This window comes from Agrobacterium albertimagni AOL15 (assembly GCF_000300855.1).
GTDB lineage: Bacteria > Pseudomonadota > Alphaproteobacteria > Rhizobiales > Rhizobiaceae > Allorhizobium > Allorhizobium albertimagni.
Map to the genome: position 1 here is coordinate 400375 of NZ_ALJF01000013.1, position 16449 is coordinate 416823.

General features: G+C 61.3%; 17 protein-coding genes and 1 tRNA gene. 9 read left to right on the forward strand and 9 right to left on the reverse strand.

Going from position 1 to position 16449, the window contains the following annotated elements; translation table 11 throughout:
• Positions 1-83: 83 nt before the first annotated feature.
• The 7 genes from plsX (at position 84) to QWE_RS17620 (ending at position 5140) form a co-directional block, all read left to right on the forward strand.
• Complete coding sequence (gene plsX, locus QWE_RS17590) at positions 84-1130, forward strand: phosphate acyltransferase PlsX (RefSeq protein ID WP_006727520.1); 1047 nt, start codon at positions 84-86, stop codon at positions 1128-1130.
• Positions 1131-1146: 16 nt separating this feature from the next.
• Positions 1147-2118, forward strand: a complete 972-nt coding sequence (locus QWE_RS17595) for a beta-ketoacyl-ACP synthase III (RefSeq protein ID WP_006727521.1) — start codon at positions 1147-1149, stop codon at positions 2116-2118.
• Positions 2119-2226: 108 nt separating this feature from the next.
• A complete protein-coding gene (locus tag QWE_RS17600) occupies positions 2227-2565 on the forward strand; it encodes an integration host factor subunit alpha (protein ID WP_006727522.1) in 339 nt (112 codons plus the stop codon).
• Positions 2566-2690: 125 nt separating this feature from the next.
• Entirely contained in the window at positions 2691-3224 is a 534-nt protein-coding gene (locus tag QWE_RS17605) for a MerR family transcriptional regulator (RefSeq protein ID WP_006727523.1), read from the forward strand.
• A gap of 79 nt (positions 3225-3303) precedes the next feature.
• Complete coding sequence (locus QWE_RS17610; protein WP_006727524.1) at positions 3304-3714, forward strand: hypothetical protein; 411 nt, start codon at positions 3304-3306, stop codon at positions 3712-3714.
• Between the two features lie 121 nt (positions 3715-3835).
• A tRNA-Pro gene (locus QWE_RS17615) sits at positions 3836-3912 on the forward strand.
• Between the two features lie 205 nt (positions 3913-4117).
• Positions 4118-5140 (forward strand): extracellular catalytic domain type 1 short-chain-length polyhydroxyalkanoate depolymerase, encoded by a 1023-nt coding sequence (locus tag QWE_RS17620; RefSeq protein WP_006727525.1) that lies wholly within the window; start codon positions 4118-4120, stop codon positions 5138-5140.
• Between the two features lie 18 nt (positions 5141-5158).
• On the opposite strand, the gene QWE_RS25490 is transcribed toward QWE_RS17620, so the two are convergent.
• The 6 genes from QWE_RS25490 to QWE_RS17650 all read right to left on the reverse strand — a co-directional run bounded on the left by QWE_RS25490 (position 5159) and on the right by QWE_RS17650 (position 10353).
• Positions 5159-5308 carry a hypothetical protein gene (locus QWE_RS25490; RefSeq protein WP_006727526.1) on the reverse strand — a complete coding sequence of 50 codons (150 nt, stop codon included), beginning with the start codon at positions 5306-5308 and terminating at the stop codon, positions 5159-5161.
• A gap of 77 nt (positions 5309-5385) precedes the next feature.
• Positions 5386-5679: a hypothetical protein gene (locus QWE_RS17630; RefSeq protein ID WP_006727527.1), complete on the reverse strand. Its 294-nt coding sequence runs from the start codon at positions 5677-5679 to the stop codon at positions 5386-5388.
• A 63-nt stretch (positions 5680-5742) separates the two neighbouring features.
• Complete coding sequence (locus QWE_RS17635) at positions 5743-6975, reverse strand: O-antigen ligase family protein (protein WP_006727528.1); 1233 nt, start codon at positions 6973-6975, stop codon at positions 5743-5745.
• The gene (locus QWE_RS17640) at positions 6972-8528 is read right to left on the reverse strand and encodes an undecaprenyl-phosphate glucose phosphotransferase (RefSeq protein WP_006727529.1); all 1557 of its coding nucleotides are present in this window, start codon (positions 8526-8528) and stop codon (positions 6972-6974) included. The genes QWE_RS17635 and QWE_RS17640 overlap by 4 nt, the downstream gene beginning before the upstream one ends.
• Before the next feature lie 109 nt (positions 8529-8637).
• Complete coding sequence (locus tag QWE_RS17645) at positions 8638-9780, reverse strand: glycosyltransferase family 4 protein (protein WP_006727530.1); 1143 nt, start codon at positions 9778-9780, stop codon at positions 8638-8640.
• Between the two features lie 3 nt (positions 9781-9783).
• Entirely contained in the window at positions 9784-10353 is a 570-nt protein-coding gene (locus QWE_RS17650; protein WP_420804565.1) for a polysaccharide biosynthesis/export family protein, read from the reverse strand.
• Between the two features lie 188 nt (positions 10354-10541).
• Between QWE_RS17650 and QWE_RS17655 the strand changes: the two genes are divergently transcribed.
• Positions 10542-12734, forward strand: coding sequence for a Wzz/FepE/Etk N-terminal domain-containing protein (locus QWE_RS17655; RefSeq protein WP_006727532.1), 2193 nt, complete (start codon positions 10542-10544; stop codon positions 12732-12734).
• Positions 12735-12761: 27 nt separating this feature from the next.
• Here QWE_RS17655 and QWE_RS17660 read toward each other — a convergent pair whose 3' ends face one another.
• Together QWE_RS17660 and QWE_RS17665 are read right to left on the reverse strand one after the other, a co-directional pair.
• Positions 12762-14024, reverse strand: coding sequence for a GNAT family N-acetyltransferase (locus QWE_RS17660; protein ID WP_006727533.1), 1263 nt, complete (start codon positions 14022-14024; stop codon positions 12762-12764).
• Between the two features lie 116 nt (positions 14025-14140).
• Positions 14141-14368, reverse strand: coding sequence for a DUF2842 domain-containing protein (locus QWE_RS17665; RefSeq protein WP_006727534.1), 228 nt, complete (start codon positions 14366-14368; stop codon positions 14141-14143).
• Positions 14369-14484: 116 nt separating this feature from the next.
• Between QWE_RS17665 and QWE_RS17670 the strand changes: the two genes are divergently transcribed.
• Positions 14485-15588, forward strand: coding sequence for a COX15/CtaA family protein (locus QWE_RS17670; RefSeq protein ID WP_006727535.1), 1104 nt, complete (start codon positions 14485-14487; stop codon positions 15586-15588).
• Between the two features lie 6 nt (positions 15589-15594).
• Here QWE_RS17670 and QWE_RS17675 read toward each other — a convergent pair whose 3' ends face one another.
• A complete protein-coding gene (locus QWE_RS17675; RefSeq protein WP_040300469.1) occupies positions 15595-16437 on the reverse strand; it encodes a DODA-type extradiol aromatic ring-opening family dioxygenase in 843 nt (280 codons plus the stop codon).
• Between the last annotated feature and the right edge of the window lie 12 nt (positions 16438-16449).

A 16449-nucleotide genomic window follows, 5' to 3' on the forward strand; every position in this document is an offset into this window, starting at 1 on the left:
TGCGGGTGGGTTGTGTGCCGAATGAAAAGCGCTATTTTGGCCGAAAATATCGCTTGCCAGCGATGAAGAAGGGTCAGGTCTAAGTGATCAGAATTTCTGTCGACGTCATGGGTGGAGACTTCGGTCCCGAGGTCGTCATCCCCGGAGCCGCGAAGGCACTCGAGCGTCATCCCGATGTCACCTTCCTTCTCTTCGGCCAGCAGGAGCGCTGCCTGCCGATCCTGGCGCAGTTTCCGAAGCTGAAGGAAAAATCGACCTTCCATCACTGCGAAGTCTCCGTCACCATGGACGAAAAGCCGAGCCAGGCGCTTCGCCGTGGCCGCTACGTCTCCAGCATGTGGCGCTCGATCGAGGCCGTGAAGTCCGGCCAGGCCGATGTCGCCGTGTCGGCCGGCAATACCGGCGCATTGATGGCCATGGCGAAGTTCTGCCTGCGCACCATGGCGACCATCGAGCGCCCGGCGATTGCCGCGATCTGGCCGACGCTCTCTGGCGAAAGCATCGTGCTCGACGTCGGTGCCGGCATCGGTGCAGACGCCCAGCAACTGCTCGACTTCGCCGTCATGGGCGGCGCCATGGCGCGCGCGCTGTTCGAAATCGAGAAGCCCATGGTCGGTCTTCTCAATGTCGGCGTGGAAGAGATCAAGGGCCAGGAAGAGGTCAAGGAAGCCGGACGTCTCATTCGTGAGGCCGGCCTCGACACGATCGATTATTACGGCTTTGTCGAAGGTGATGATCTGGGCAAGGGTACGGTGGATGTCGTCGTCACCGAAGGCTTCACCGGCAATATCGCGTTGAAGACCGCCGAAGGCACGGCCAAGCAGATCGCCGAATATCTGCGCTCGGCCATGTCGCGCACCTGGATGGCCAAGCTCGGTTACATCCTGGCAAAGGGCGCCTTTGATCGACTGCGCGAGAAGATGGACCCGCGCAAGGTCAACGGCGGCGTCTTCCTCGGCTTGAACGGCATCGTCATCAAGAGCCATGGCGGCACCGATGCCGAAGGCTTTGCGGCAGCACTCGATGTGGGCTATGACATGGCCCGAAACGGTCTCACCCAGAAGATCGAAAACGACTTGAAAAAATATCACGCGCGGCACCCGTCTCCGGCCGGCCCCGAAGCGGCGTGAAAGGTAGGAAACTCCAATGATCCGTTCTGTAGTTCGCGGTTTCGGAGCATCGCTCCCGAAACGGGTTATGACCAATGGCGACCTCGAAAGCCTGGTTGAAACCTCCGACGAGTGGATTGTTCAGCGTACCGGCATCAAGCAGCGCTACATCGCCAGCGAGGGCGAGACGACGGCATCGCTCGGCGCCGCCGCCGCCCAAGAAGCGCTCGATCGCGCTGGTCTGACAGTCGCCGACATCGATCTGATCATTTGTGCCACCTCCACGCCCGACAACACCTTCCCCGCGACGGCCGTCAACATCCAGAACCGTCTCGGCATGCATCACGGCTTCGCCTTCGATGTCCAGGCCGTCTGTTCGGGCTTCGTCTATGCCATGGCAACCGCTGATCTCTATATCCGCGGCGGCATGGCCAAGCGCGTGCTGGTCATCGGCGCCGAGACCTTCTCGCGCATCCTCGACTGGACCGACCGCACGACCTGCGTTCTCTTCGGCGATGGTGCCGGCGCACTGGTGCTCGAGGCGGCGGAAGGCGAGGGAGCGGTTACGGATCGCGGCATTCTGACGTCGAATCTCCGTTCCGACGGCGTCCATCGCGAAAAGCTCTATGTGGACGGCGGACCATCGACCACAGGCACGGTCGGCCACCTGCGCATGGAAGGCCGCGAAGTCTTCAAACATGCCGTCGGCATGATCACCGACGTCATCGAGGGGGCCTTCACCGCGACTGGCACGACGGCTGACGACATCGACTGGCTGGTGCCGCATCAGGCCAACAAGCGCATCATCGACGCCTCGGCCAAGAAGCTCGGCATCCCCGACGAGAAGGTCGTGATCACCGTCGACAAGCATGGAAATACGTCCGCGGCATCCATTCCGCTGGCACTTGCGACGGCGGCCGGCGACGGCCGGATCAAGCAGGGCGATCTGGTGATGCTCGAGGCGATGGGCGGCGGCTTCACCTGGGGCGCCGTGCTGGTGCGCTGGTAGCATTTGAAACCCTAAAAATTGCGCATCGACAAGCACTTGACCGTTGCGGCCAAGGGCAATAGTCTCTGCCCAATTCAACAAGATCATTGATTTAGGCGGGCGAGAACAATGGCCGGAAAGACAGTGACGCGTGCGGATTTGGCAGAATCAGTCTTTCGCAAGGTCGGTCTTTCCCGGACGGAATCCGCCGAGCTCGTGGAAACCGTGATCGACGAGATTTGCAACGCCATTGTGCGCGGTGAATCCGTGAAGCTCTCCTCGTTTGCAACCTTCCAGGTGCGCAGCAAGAACGAGCGCATCGGCCGCAATCCGAAGACCGGCGAGGAAGTGCCGATCTCTCCGCGTCGTGTCATGACCTTCAAGGCGTCGAATGTGCTGAAGCAGCGCATCTTGCGGGCTCATATCGCCCGCAAGGCGAAGCAGAAGCCGGCCAATCCTGCGGCCTGAGAAAGACCAAAATCGGTGGAGCATCTCGCCGCCGATCATCGAGCGCTTGAAAACCAGCCCTCACCCCGTTGAAATGTGATCCGAGTCGCGCGTCCGCGCGATCGTCGAGGAGCGCTGTGATGCAGTTGGACAAGAGCCCGGATGCTTTCCGCACGATCAGTGAAGTGGCTGACGATCTCGACCTGCCGCAACACGTCCTGCGCTTTTGGGAAACCCGTTTCCCGCAGATCAAGCCGCTGAAGCGCGGCGGCGGACGACGTTACTATCGTCCTGATGACGTCGAACTGCTGAAGGGTATCCGCCATCTGCTCTACGATCAGGGGTATACGATCAAGGGCGTGCAGAAGCTTCTGAAGACCAATGGCAACAAGTTCGTCATGGCGGTCGCGACCGGCGATGTCGCCACCATGGAAGCGCTTGTTGCTGCCAATGCCTCTAAGAGCGACGAGCCGAAGGTCAATGTCGACGAGGACCAGGTCGTCGGCCGACCCAAGGTGCGCACCAGTGGTCGCTTCTTCGGCTTCGGTGGCAACGCCGGTGACGACGCACCGGAAATCTCGGTCGGCAAGGGCTCCATTGGCAAGGAAGACCGCGCGCTCTTGCAGGAGGCGCTGTTCGACCTGCTTGAATGCAAGCGCCTGCTTGATCAGGTCAGGTGACGACGCTCGGTTCCCTTGTGCGGAACACCACTTGACCTTGAGGCGTTGAAGGACCGACACGCAACCCGCGCGAGGCTCCATGAAACGGCTTTTCATCACACTCCCAGTTCTCTCCCTGCTTGCCGCCCCGGTGCTGGCACAGCAGGCGGCTCCGTCGTCTGACGCCGCCGAACCCAGACCGACCACCGTCCAGGATGCCTGCATCTTCGTGGCGAAAAACATGCTGATGGTCAAAGATCTGAAGGTCGGCGTTGTCCAGGCCTTCCCAGAGCTCGATCCGCCGGGCGCAAGGCTTACCTATTCCACCCGCATGGACAGCGAACCCCAGGACATCTCCGACGAGATCGAATGCCAGTTCGAACCGGGTGCCGAACCGTTGCAGGTGACCCGCTTCTGCATGGACCGCACCTGCTACGCCGCAAACAGCGAAGAGCCCGAAGAGCGCCGCCGCTTCGAAGAGGTGAGGGCGCTGATGCAGCGCCTGGATTGATCACCCTCGCATTTTTTCATCCGCCCTGGAGTTTCCCCTTGCGCAGAAATGGCTGACTGTCTAAAGGGAACTTGCTGTCGAGCGGGTCACGCGTGACCCAACATGCACGACTGGCAGATGACGGAATGTAGCGCAGCCCGGTAGCGCACTTGACTGGGGGTCAAGGGGTCGTGGGTTCGAATCCCGCCATTCCGACCATTTTATGCTCAGGGATCAATCACTTGATTTCAACGCATGGTTAGAGAGACCGGGTACCGCAAGGTGCCCGGTTTTTTCGTGCTCCCTGTCAGGCCGCAGTTGATTTGGCATACAGACAAGAGACTCGGCTTCTTTTGGATTCTGTCCTATGTTTGCTGCAATGCAGCATTATATGGGGTGGAGGTTCGAAAGGGGCCGAAATCCGATGCGCTTCAAGTTCTCCATGTCTCCGCTCTCCGCGCTGCTCCGTAGCCAGAAACGTCTGCAGCGCAGGCTGGAGAAGGCGATGCCCAAGCTCAGGGTGTCGGAGCCGCCGAAAGTTTCTAAGCCCCGTGCGCCGCGTTCCGGCCTTGTGCAGGTGCATGCCTTTGGCAGCAATCCCGGACGACTGCGAATGTTTGAATATGTGCCCTCCACCCGCCGGGACCCAGCCACGCTCGTGGTGGTCCTGCATGGCTGTCTGCAGACTGCAAAACAGTATGATCGTGGCAGCGGCTGGAGCCGCATGGCGCGGGACAAGGGGTTCGTTCTGCTCTATCCGGAGCAAACCAAGGAAAACAATCACAACCTCTGCTTCAACTGGTTTCGCCCGAGCATGGTGGCGCGTGACCGCGGTGAGCTGATGTCGATCCGCCAGATGATCGAGCATGCGATGGAACGCCATGGGATCGCCGAGGACAGAGTGTTTATCCAGGGCCTGTCGGCCGGCGGTGCCATGGCCAATGCGCTCCTGGTCACCTATCCGCATCTCTTCGCTGCAGGCCAAGTGGTGGGTGGGCTTGCATTCGGCGCTGCGCGTGACGCCATGTCGGCTCTTTCAGTGATGAAGTCCGGTCCTCGCCGCCAACGGCGGGAATGGGGCGATCTTGCGCGGAGTGCGGCAGCAGACGCGTCCAGCCAAAAGCCGGCCGTCGCGATCTGGCAGGGCAGGGCAGATCGGGTGGTGTCGCCGGGCAATGCCGAAGCGCTGCTCGCCCAATGGCTCGATCTCCACGGGCTCGACGAACTAGCCGGTGAGAGTGAGGCACGGCTCGAGGGTTCGATGATCGTCTGGAAGGATGCCAAAGGCAGAAGGCTGGTCGAGTATCGCCTGCTCGATGCCTTGGACCATGGCCTGCCCGTCATCACGCGACGTGCTGGCTCTGAGCGCCAGGCGTACATGCTTGAGGGCGCCATCGGCGCCCCCCAGCAGTTCTATGAAACATTCATCCGGCCACGCCGAACGTGAGCTGTCTGAAGCGATGGCTCAGTTTTCCTCGATCGAGACGCCGCTCTCGCCGATCCGGAGTTCCACGCCATCCGGCTTCTGCTCTTCCTGGTAGACATAGATACCGAGGCCGATGACGGCGACCACGAGGGCGCCGATGATGAGGTAAAGGCCATTGTTCCGGCTCATGAAATTCTCCTGTCTGATGATTTCGGACAGGGAAAGCCTGGGCGCCGGTTATTGTTCCATCGCCATATTGGAAAAACTCAATCGTCGTTGGCGGCGGTCAGTTCCTCGGGACGCATGCCGTCGTCACCGCCGCGCGCGGCAAGACGAAGTCCTTCTGCACCCTGGCCGCCTTCGCCCGCCTCCAGAAAGACGACACCCATTTCCGTGAGCGCAGTCTTCAGCGCCGTGTAATGCTGAGGTGTGGCGTCATAGCCATTCCCGGCTTCGATCTGCAGGATCAGGAGCGCGGGCACGCCGCTTTCCTGGGACAATCGGTCGATGGTGACGTCGAGCATGGCGCGCGCGGCGCGTATCTGAGCAGGTGTGATCATAAGTAAAGTATGGGGTGCGCCGGCAAGAATTCAATGCAGCGGCCTCAATCGGCACTATCTGCGTCAGTTCCGCAAGGCCCGCTGATGACGCCATTCGGCAGCTCCGCAGCCCCAGACGATGCCGAGCACCAGATAGAAATGCCGCCAGTGGTCTGTATCGATAACGTTGCCGATCAGGATATGGCCGACAAGGACAATCCAGGCGACCATGAGATAGGGTTGCCATGGTCGCTCGCGCAGCAAGTAGCGGAAGCCCATCGACACGGTCCAGATCATCAGGGTCACGTAAGACACGAAGCCGATCCAGCCATAGGCCATCAGGGATTTCAGCCAGATATTGTGTTCGTCCTCCGGGAAGATCCGACCGAACATCATCGGCCCGATCCCGAGTGGCCTCTCCATCGCCAGTTCAAAACCCAGACGGTGGCGGGCAAACCGCCCCAGGTGACCGCCGTCATATTCCTGCACCAGCTGGGTTCGTGTCTCGAACAGCGCTCGCACCTTCTCGAACTGCAAAGCGACGGAGAGCGCCAAGACCATGGAGATTACGGCGGCAAGCGACAGGACCAGGATCTTCAGGCGAAAGGCGTTGGTCCGCTCCTTGAGGAGCATGACGAAGACGAGGGCGACCGTGCAGAAGAGAAACAGTCCCCAGGCGGCGCGCGAGAAGGAGAGAAACACAGCAAAGGCAAGGATCAGGATGCCGACAATCCGCAGCGGTGATTCCAGCAGCCGGCCTTTCAGCATGCCATGCATGAGGTAGAGGGTCGGCGCGACGAGGAACGGGCCGAAGACGTTGGGATCCTGGAAGGCCCCCATGGCGCGGTCATAGCGGGTGAACATCTCCGCCCCGGGAAAGGCGTGGAAGTAGCCGAGGATCCCGAGCATGCCCGTGATGATGGCCGCAGCCACCCAGGCCTGGAAGATCAATTTCAACCTTTGCGGCCTGTCCTCGATGACGGCTGCATAGAACACAGCAGTCAGCGCCAGGAAGATCGACACCGCAACATAGAGAACCTGCTCCGTCAGGATATTCCGCAGCATGGTGAGCGCCAGCAATCCGCCGACATTGAAGACGAGCAGAAGGGCGAGCAGGGGGGCCACGACCCGCGAAATCTTCAGGCCGAAGAGGAACCAGAGAGCGACCTGGCCGACCATGAGAAGTTCGTAAGGAGCGGGTTCGGATATGACGAAACCGGACAGGAAGACGCCGAGTGCCATGATCCAGGAGATCATCAGCTGAACGGCCGCCGCCTGTGGGTTGAAGGGCCTGGCTTGATTGACGACGGCACTCAATAGGCGTTCTCGGTATTGAGCAGCCTGAGAGGTGTCAGGAACAGGATCTTCAGATCGAACCAGAGAGACCAGTTCTCGATGTAATAGAGGTCATAGGCCGTGCGGAACTTGATCTTATCGTCGGTGTCGATTTCGCCGCGCCAGCCGTTGATCTGTGCCCAGCCCGTGACTCCGGGCTTGACCCGGTGGCGGGCGAAGTAACCCTCGACGATCTCGCCGAAGGTCTTGTCGCGGGTCTGGCCGAGGACGGCATGGGGACGCGGGCCGACCAGCGAAAGGTCGCCGCGCAGCACGTTGAAGATCTGCGGCAACTCGTCGATCGATGTCTTGCGGATGAACCGGCCGACCGGCGTCACGCGCGGATCGTTCTTCGTGACCGCATTCTTCGCCGAGGGGTCGCTCATCTCCGTATACATCGACCGGAATTTCAAAACGTTGATCACCTCGTTGTTGAAGCCATGCCGCTTCTGCACGAAGAGAACCGGTCCCTTGGATGTCGTCTTGACGGCAATCGCCGTGGCAATGAACACCGGCCACAACAGGATGAGGGCGAGAACGCTGAAGAAAATGTCGAAGGCGCGCTTGGCAACCGAATCCCAGTCGCGGATCGGCTTGTCGAGAATATCGAGAAGCGGGACCGCACCGACATGCGAATAGGCGCGCGGACGGAAGCGCAGATTGTTGGAATGGGCGGCCAGGCGGATATCGACCGGCAAGACCCAAAGCATCTTCAATAGCTGCATGATGCGGGCTTCAGCGCTAAGCGGCAGCGAGATGATCAGCATGTCGATATGCGCGAGGCGCGCGAATTCGACGAGCTCGGCAACGGTCCCGAGCTTCGGGTAACCGGCGACCACGTCCGGAGATCGGGCGGCGCCGCGGTCGTCGAAAATGCCGCAGATGCGGATGTCGTTTTCCGGCTGCTGTTCCAGGGCCCGGATCAGGTCCTTGGCAGGTTTGCCGCCGCCGACGATCACGGCGCGGCGCTCCATCACGCCGTTGCGCCCCCAACGACGAATGCCGAATCCGATCAGATTGCGCTCGATCAGGAGATACAACGCACCGAGCACGAACCATGCGGCCAGTATGCTGCGGTAATTGGGGTCATAGTCGATGAACAGAAAGTTTGTCAGAGCAACGAGACCAAGGGACGCCATCCAGCTTCCGAGCACCCGAGCCATGGAGCCCATCGGCGAGCGCAGGATCGAGACGTGGTAGCAATCACTGGCCTGCATGAAGAGCAATGCGAGCAGCGAGCCGACAAAGGCACTGACGCTGGTGTCGAGGAAATGAGCGCCCGGATCGACGGCGACGAAGAAGTTCGCGGCGAGCGCAATCCCGAACAGGCTGACGAATTCCAGAAACCGAAGCTGGCCAATCACGATCGACGGCGAATAGTTGGCAACGGCATATTGGGAGGCGATCTGGCGTGCCAGTGCGCTGATTTCGGCCTTGCGCTCCCCTTCCACCTTGTGCAGGGGATCGTCGCCGGTCGTCTGACCGCGACGCAATGCGTCAAGATCGAATGCCTCGGGTTTGTCGACCTTGTTCATCTCTGGATCTCGCACGTGTGTGCGGGAAGACTACGGCGAAGGTCCTAAGAAACGCTTTAGGATCCCCTCAGAAATGGCGTGATCTGTGCCGTATCAGTGCAAGCCGCGGTCAAATCCGTGCGAGTTGCGCCCGATAAAGCGCTTCGATGTCTCTCGCCATCACGGTTGCCGAAAAGCGGGAGCGGAAGCTCTGAGGGCTCGGCATGCTTCGTCTCGACCAGTCCGGATCGGTCAGTGCCCTGGCCATAACGACACCGAAGAGATCGGCGCGGCCGGCCTCGATGAGGGCCTCGCTGTCAGGGCCGAGAATCTCGGGGATGCCGCCGACCCGCGAAGCGATGATGGTCTTTTCGGCGGCCAGCGCCTCCAGAACGATATAAGGCATGGCCTCGGCGCGCGAGGGAACGACGATGATGTCGGAGAGCGCAAAGGCCTCGGCGATGGGCATGGCGGGTCTGAAGCCGATCCGGCGGCTGAGGCCCTTCTGTTCCACCATTTGGCGATAGCGCTCGAGGTCGGGGCCGTCCCCGACAATGACGCCGCTCAACGGTCGACCGACCAGTCGCTCTGCTTCGGCGAAGGCATTGATAAAGACATCAGGCCCCTTGAGGTCGCGCAGCATCCCGATATAGGCGAAATCCACGCCCTCGGCTTCGACCGGGATACGCCCGAAGTCTCGTTCGCTGATGCCGTTATAGACCCTAGTCGCCTGGCAGTGCGGCTTGCCGATCTTCGTCTCATAGGTCAGGCGCTCGTAGTCGCAGACGAAGGAGATCGATTCCGTCATCCGCTCCAGAATCCGTTCTGCCATGAAGACGGCCTGTCCCGACGGCTTTGCGCGCGAGAAATGCAGACTGCCGCCGTGGGGTGAATAGAGGCGGGCGACGCGATACCTTCGAACCCGCAGCAGTGAGCCGATCATCCGCGCGATCACACCGCCCTTGGCGCCATGACCATGCAGAACATCCGGCTGCAATTCCTTGATGAGTTTATAAGCTTCGGCGAGTGCCGCCATGTCCTTCAAGCTGACGGAACGTCGGATCGGGAAGCGTGTGACGCCGAGCGAAAGATGCGGCATGATCTGCTCGAAGAGGCGGTCCTCATGGGCGCCGCCCGTCGAGCTGTCGCAGAGGATGCCGACTTCATGTCCGGCCGCGCTGTGCAGCTCCGCGAGGTCACGGACGTGGCGGAAGATCCCGCCGATCGGCGACCGAAAGCAATGCACGATGCGCAGGGACTGGGCTTCGGCCATCGATTAGAACAGCCGTTCGCGCACGTAGACGGTATCTCCGGCAAGGATCGGGTCGGTGATCGGCACGCGACCGGTGATGATCTGACCGTTGATCTTGCGGGTCACGTCGACATCTCGCTGATTGGCCCGGCTGTTGAAGCCGCCGGAGACAGCGATGGCGTTCAAGATCGTCATGCCCGGCACATAGGCATATTGGCCCGGCTGCCCCACCTGACCCATGACGAAGATGGACCTGTAGCGATCGACTTCGATCGAGACGTCAGGGTCCCGCAGGTATCCCTGTTTGAGCTTCTGGGCGATCGCGCCTTCAAGCTGGGTGAGGGTCGCACCGCGGGCGGCAACCTGACCGACGAGCGGGAAGGCGATGTAGCCTGCCTGGTCAACGGTATAGGTATTGGTGAGGCTCGATTGTTCGAAGACGGTGACGCGCAGACGGTCGCCGCTGTCGAGCCGATAGGGCTGGATGGTGGCTTCGTGAAAGACCTTCGGAGCGGGGCTATAGCTCGCGCAGCCCGACACGCCGATCGACAGGACCACGCTTGCGATCAGAACCATCGCCTGTTTGCCGACCATCGCCATGCGCTGCTGCGCTCCCACTGAACCACATTCGTTAGTCTGTTATCGAATGATTAGGGTTAATGCCGGGTAAACGACCGGGGGTAGCTTGGCTCATCCAGCCGCCAAAACTGGGAGCATCACGGTTAACCCTTGAGTTACCATGATCCTTTACTTTCGCGGGCAAGAAGTTCCGGGAGTCTGTGATGCCGAGTGTGGACCGCGATCAACATGATGTCGATATCGACCTAGCCCAGCTCTTTCGCGCCGTTTGGCAGCGGAAGGAGAGGATTTTGGGCGCGACCGCTCTTGTCGGAGTTCTGGCCTTTGTCGGGGCCAATTCGATCTCACCCACCTACAAGAGCGATGCCAAACTTCTGATCGAGCCGCGCCAGGCGACTTTCTCTGCATCCGGAGCCAACTCCTCGACCGTCGAGCCCATGCCCGACGAACTGAACGTCGCAAGCCAGGTGCAATTGCTGCAGTCCGTCGATCTGATCAAGCAGGTGGCGCGCGAGCTTAAACTCAACGAGCGCACCGAATTCGATCCGGACTCCAGCCCGTCCGTCATCACCGATTTCCTCGTGCTCTTCGGCCTGAAGAGCAATCCGCTGGAGCTGCCGCCCGAGGAGCGCGTCATCAACGCCTTCAAGGAAAAGCTCGCCGTCTACCAGGTCGACAAGTCGCGGGTGATCGGGATCGAGTTCACATCGCAGGATCCGAAGCTCGCGGCAGCTGTCCCGAACACCATGATGGAAGTTTATCGCTCGTTGCAGAGCGGTGCCAAGCTCGACAGCAATTCCGACGCCGTCCGCTGGCTGGAGACAGAGATCGCCAACCTGCGCGAGAAAGTTCGCGAGGCCGAGCAGAAGGTCGCTGAATATCGCTCCTCGGCGGGCCTGATGTCGCTCGGCTCCGATCAGAGCTCGTTCAGCAGCAAGCAGCTTTCCGATATCTCGACAGAACTCGCCCGTGTCCGTGGCGAACGGGCAAATGCGGAAGCGACCGCCGAGAACCTGCGCGCCAGCATTAAAGCTGGAAAGTCGACCGAGACGCTGGATGCGGTTGCCCGTTCGGAATCGATCCAGCGCCTGAAGGCGACGGAATCACAGCTGCGCGCCCAGATTTCCGATCTCTCCACGCGCCTCCTCGACGGTCATCCGCAGATGAAGGCGCTGCGGGCGCAGCTCGCCGGTATTCGAGAGCAAGTTCAGGCCGAGTCGCTGAAGGTCGCGGCTGGCCTGGAAAATGAAGCAGCCGTTGCCCGGGAACGCGAGACGCAGTTGCTCGCCCAGTTGAACACGTTGAAGGCAGACACGGCCCGTGCCGGCGAGGACGAAGTCGGCTTGAAGTCGCTGGAACGTGAGGCGACAGCCCAGCGTCAGCTGCTCGAAACCTATCTGGCGCGCTACCGCGAGGCGTCCTCACGCCTCGACAAGGATTCGAGCCCTGCCGATGCGCGCGTCATCTCCACCGCGATCGAGCCGCAGCAGCCGAACTTCCCAAAGGTCCTGCCGATCACGATCGTTGCCACGCTCTCGACCATGATCCTCGCGGCTGTTGCCGTGATGTTGGCTGAACTGTTCAGCGGGCGGGCATTGCGTCCGACAGGGGCCGTGGTCCCCGCTCTCGCCCGCCGGGAGGAAGAGGCGCTGCCCCGCCAGGAAGCCGCGTCTGATCCGGGCGAGCCTGAACGCTCGGCCGATACGCCTGCGAGCCTGCTGAACGTTGCCCCGGATGCCGATCTGGTCGAGGAGATGGAGCAGGTGGTCACCGCCGAGATTCCGGTTGGGGAGATAGCCGAGGAGCATGACGAATTCTCGATCACGTCTGTCGCCAACTTTCTCGTCGAGCAGGAGACGCGGATCGCCTTTGCAATCTCGCCGTCCGGCGACGATGGCTCGCTCGGCACGGTCGCTCTCGCCCGCGAACTGGCCGATCGCGGCAAGCGCATGGTACTCGTCGATATGACGGGATCGGCCTACCCGACGCGTCTGATGGCGTCGTGGCGCGACCTTCCGGGGATCACCGATCTGTTGACCGGCGAAGCTGCCTTTGCCGATTGCATCCATCCGGATCGTTCCTCAACGGCCGATATCGTCCCGCAGGGCAATGCGGATATCCGCCAGGCCATGCGTGGTGCCAACCGTCTTTCGATGATCGTTGACGCGCTTGCCGACGTCTACGATCTGGTTCTGGTCGAATGCGGCCCTGCCAATGCCGAAAGCGTTGCGCGTCTCAGCCGCAATGGCCGCCACGAGATCATCCTTTCGGCCCCGGATCCCAAGCCAAACGAACTTGCCGAGATAATGGTCACCTTCGAAGATGTCGGCTACGCCGACCTCGTCCTGCTCTCGGTGAAGACGCCGCCGACCCGTCACGCGAGAGACGCAGCCTGATATCGACAGTTTCCGGATGGGGAACGATCAGTCTTCCGACTTCGCCGCCGGGGAAGCCGTGCTCTGCGCCCTGAGCCTCTGGATCAGCGTGTAGAGATGTGGATTGCCCTTGATGAAGGACTTCGTCCGGGTCAGGCTGCGATGGGTCATGGCCGCGAGGCGACCGGCGGGGCGCAGAGGCAGCAAGACGTCGTGATGCACCGTCTCCACTGAGCACCAGCGGCGCTTGTAGTCCTGGTCGCCGATGCCGAAGTCGAACAGGGTGGCACCGTTCAAGGCGCTGCGCTCGATCACCAGCCAGAACAGGAGTTCGCCAGGACTTGCCTCCGCCATGAGACTGTCGTCGATCGAGCCGAACTGGCAGATGACGTGGTCGCCCTTGCGGGAAAGGCCAGTGATGGCGGCGATCTTGCCGTCATGCTCGCCCTTCAGGCTGATCGCATGCAGTTCGAGGGGCACGTCGCTTCCGCCGCGATCGAATTCGAGAAGCATGCGAAAGAAGGCCTGTGTCTCCGCGGGCTGGAAGACATTCGGCAACCCGCCTGCGGCGAAGCGGGCGGCTTTCTGCTGGAAGAAGCGCTCGAGCAGGGCTTGCTGATCGGCAAGCCTGGCCGGGCGGATATGGTCGAAGCCGCCCGCCGCTTCCAGCTTGCGGACCTGTGCGCGATATTTCTTTCGCCGGCTCTTGGCATTCAGCGGCGCAATCGTTTCTTCCATGGTCGCACGCAGCGGCAGCTGGAAGGATGCGTTCTGATTGCGGATATGCGACAGAACAGAGAGGGGATGCCGTTCGCCGCGCCAGTCGAAGGGGATGTTCGTCAGACTGAGCAGGTCGGCATGATCGCGCAGTGCTTCGACCAGCACTGTTTCCAGGGTGGGGCCGGGAAGGGCCTGTGCGGCCGTCCGGAATGCGGCGCTGAACAAGCCACTGTTGAAGTTGGTGAAGGCGGATCCGATGAAGCGGGCATTGCGCACGAGGTAGTGCCGTTCGATTTCGAGCGGCAAGAGAAAGGCGATCTCGTCGTTCAGGCGTCCTTCGACGATGGCAAGCGGATGACCATGGGTCTCGACCCAGGCGCGGCACCAGTCATAGCCTTGATGAAGAGAGTTCCACGGATCGGACTCGAGCTGCCGCCAGGCCCGTTCGACGGGCGCCATGCGCGGGTGAACCCTCAGCGAGAGCCGCCCGACCGGGGTGTCGACAGCTGCGCGATCGTGTTCGGCGGCGACGCCGCCATCTGGCAGATCTTCGGCAAATGCCATTGCATCATGGCGTATCTGGGCCCGCATGTACCCTATCCCGTCCCGTTTCACTGACGCGCCGGAGCTTAAGGCGGACACTGCGAACAAACGGTTATCGGCTTCGGATATGGATCGCCCGACACCGTGCGAGGGTAAAGGCGGAGTTAATCCGCGTCCTTCTTCTTGAAGGGGCCAGCCATCCACTTGATCACCAGCATGGCGGGGATGACCCAGAGCAGTCCGGTCAACAGGAAGTAAAGCAGATGGGCCCACCACGGAGCCGTGGCGAGCGTCGCTGTTGCGATCGTCGTGGCAAGCAGCGCATAGATCGACACGATCAGGATGATCAGGATCGTACCGACAAAGGATCTCAGTTTCGGGCGCCGTGTCATGCCTTCTTCCTATTCGAAGTCGCCGTCTTCAGCGACGCGACCGCTTGCCGCAAACCGGCGGGCTTGTTTTGCACGCCTGACTGATGCAAATCAACGGGCGAAAAGAGGATTGACGAATGACAGCTGTACTGACCGGAACCGAGTTGCAGGTGCGCAAGGATATCGCCCGAGTGGACGCCGATCGTAAGACGATCCGCATCTGGCTTGGCGTGGTGATCTTCACGCTCTTCTGTCTCGTGCTGGTGGGCGGCGCCACGCGCCTTACCGACTCAGGGCTTTCGATCACGCAGTGGAAGCCGATCCATGGTGTCATTCCGCCTCTCTCCACCCAGGAATGGGAAGAGGAGCTCGAACTCTATCGCCAGATCCCGCAATATCAGCAGATCAACAAGGGCATGAGCCTCGACGAGTTCAAGTTCATCTTCTGGTGGGAATGGGCGCATCGCTTGCTGGCCCGCATGATCGGCGTGATCTTTGCCCTGCCGCTCGCCTATTTCTGGATCCGCGGCAAGGTCGAGCCCAGCCTTCGCGCGCCGCTTGTCGGTCTCCTGGCGCTTGGCGGTCTCCAGGGCTTCATTGGCTGGTGGATGGTTTCCTCGGGCCTGAGCGAGCGGACTGACGTCAGCCAGTATCGTCTGGCCGTGCATCTGATGATGGCCTGTTTCATCTTCGCCAGCTGCGTCTGGATCTATCGCAGCCTCTGCCCACACACGGACGATGCGGCGCCGACTGAGAGGAGCCGTCTCTTCGCGGGCGTTCTGCTGATCATGACCTTCGTCCAGATCTATCTCGGCGCGCTCGTCGCGGGTCTCGATGCCGGTTTCACCTACAACACCTGGCCACTGATGGACGGTGCCTGGGTGCCCGACGGGCTCTTCCTTCAGGCGCCGGCCTGGATCAACATTTTCGAGAACCCGAAGACGGTGCAGTATATTCACCGCATCGGCGCCTATGTGCTCTGGGCTGCCGCGCTGCTGCACATGATCCAGTGCCTTCGCGGGGACGCAGCGACCACCCATGCCCGCCGCAGCGTGGTGCTGTTCGTCCTCATCAGCCTCCAGGCGGTGATCGGCATCGTCACGCTCGTGACGCAGGTTCCACTGCATGCCGGCGTCGCGCACCAGGGCATGGCGCTGGTGGTGCTCGCCTTTGCGGTCGCCCATCTGCGCGCCTTCTATGGCGAACGCCCGAAGCCGGTGCTGGTCGAAATCCGCGACTGAGCCGGACTAGCCGAAGCGATAGGCGGAGTAGGGTTTTCCGAGGAATTCTCCCCGGAAGACCTGCCGTCCAGCATCGGAGCCTGCCGCACCCGATGCCACGAAGAGCGGCACAAGGTGGTCGTGGTCTGGCACATGGCAGGCCAGCGCATCCGGATTCTGGTCCCAGGTCGAAAGCACCTTCGCCCGCGTCTCGCTGTCCGGATCGGCGACCGCCTCGCTCAGCCAATCGTCGAAGCGGATCGCCTGCTGCACATGGTTCGGTTCGGCCTGCCGGAACATCCGCATATTGTGATAGCTCATGCCGGATGCGATGATCAGCACATCCTCGTCACGCAGCGGCGCAAGCGCCTTGCCGATCGCCACATGGCTGTCGACATCGAGCGTGTTCTTGAGCGAGATCATGGTGATCGGCACGTCCGCATCCGGATAGACCAGCATGAAGGGAATGAAGACGCCGTGGTCGAAGCCGCGTGTGTCATCCTGTGCGCTTTCGATACCCGCATCCGCAAGCAATGCTCTGGCGCGGGCCGCAAGCTCGGGCGAACCGGGAGCAGGGTAGGAGAGCTCATAGGTATGCGGCGGAAAATTGTAATAGTCGAAGAGCATGCCAGGCTTTAGAGCCGTGCTCACCGTCGGCACCGGTTCCTTCTCCCAATGGCCGGAGACGACGAGCACGGCTTTCGGCCGCCGCCCGATTTCCGCATCGAGGCCCTGCAGAAAGGCGCGCAGATCGTCCCACGGCGCCTTGCCCTCCGCATCCCCCGGGAATTCCATGAATGGCCAGGGCCCACCGCCATGGGGGATGAAATAGACGGGAAAACGATAACCGTGTGTTGCTTCGTTGTTCATGGCGACCTCGCT